Origin of the sequence: Paraburkholderia atlantica, from assembly GCF_009362785.1 — a bacterium.
GTDB classification, from domain to species: domain Bacteria; phylum Pseudomonadota; class Gammaproteobacteria; order Burkholderiales; family Burkholderiaceae; genus Paraburkholderia; species Paraburkholderia atlantica.
The window spans coordinates 1-1,433 of the sequence record NZ_WHNQ01000177.1 but is presented as its reverse complement, the minus strand read 5'-3'; the positions used below and the strand labels follow the sequence as shown (position 1 = coordinate 1,433).

Below are 1,433 nucleotides of genomic sequence, written 5' to 3'. Positions count from 1 at the left end.
GGCTCGATCAGGTCAAGTTCGATCTGGAGCTGAGCCTTAGCGAGCATGGCGAGGAGATCGCTGGAACACTGAACTATGCCACGGCACTTTTTGATCAGGCGACGATCGAGCGGCAGCGTGGTTATCTGCTGGCGCTGCTGCGGGCGATGGTTGCGGACGCGGGGCAGCCGGTGGAGCGCATCGACATCCTGCCGGCGGCGGAGCGCCGGTATCTGCTGGAGGAGCTGAACCGCACGGAGGCGGCGTATCCGTCGGAGCGGTGCATCCATGAGCTGTTCGAGGCGCAGGTGCGGCGGGCACCGGAGGCGGTGGCGCTGGTGCATGAGAACGAGAGACTGAGCTATGGGGAGCTCAACGCGCGGGCCAACCGGCTGGCCCATCATCTGATCGCACTTGGAGTCAGGCCGGGAGATCGCATTGCGACAGTGCTTGACCGCTCCGTCGCTCTTGTGGTGGCGCAGCTGGCGATCCTGAAGACGGGCGGAGTATATGTGCCAATCGATCGTGGCCTTCCCTCTGCGCGACAGGAATGGCTGATGGCTAATTGTGCTGCCCGCCTGGTGCTTGGCCAGATTGACGGCGACAAGCTGGTTGAGGCGACGATACCAGTTGTGGCTATAGAGCCGCTCATAGTTGGAACGGGATGTAGTTCCGATCCTGGCCTGGCATTGACTGCTGACGCTGCCGCATACGTAATGTACACCTCCGGCTCAACCGGCCTTCCCAAAGGAGTTCTTGTCCCTCATCGTGCTGTCAACCGGCTCGTGATCAACAATGCATATGCGAAGATCGAGGCGGGCGATCGTGTGGCATGGGCCGGCAATCCCGCCTTCGACGCAAGCACATTCGAAGTGTGGGCGCCGCTACTTAACGGTGGTTGCATTGTTGCAATGCAAGCTGTCGCAGATCCTTCCAGCTTTGCCCGGGCGCTTAAACAGCACCGGGTGACGTCACTTTTTCTAACAACAGCATTATTCAATCAATTTACATCATCGATTGCTCCCACGTTAGCCCAACTTAAGTACCTCCTCTGTGGAGGGGAGCCCAATGATCTCCGCTCATTTCTGAGAGTGCTGAAAGAAGAAGGCCCCGTACGTCTCGTTCACTGCTACGGCCCGACCGAGACGACGACCTTCGCGACAGTCTGGAATTGCCCGGCTGATTTTAATGGGTCAGTGGTCCCGATTGGCCGTCCGATTTCGAACACGCGGGCTTATCTGCTGGACGGTCATGGCGAGCCGGTGCCGTTTGGTGCGGTGGGCGAGCTTTATATTGGCGGGGCGGGGGTCGCGCGTGGCTATCTGAACCGCCCCGAGCTGACCGCCGAGCGGTTCATCGCCAGTCCCTTTGTGGAGGGCGATCGGCTGTACCGCACGGGGGACCTGGCGCGGTACCTGCCGGACGGCAATCTGGAGTTCCTGGGCCGCAATGAC

General features: G+C 60.5%; 1 protein-coding gene. It reads left to right on the top strand.

Features of this window, described 5'->3' with window-relative positions:
• The coding region (locus GCT19_RS42005; protein ID WP_152855087.1) for a non-ribosomal peptide synthetase at positions 1–1,433 on the top strand (1,433 nt) is incomplete at both ends.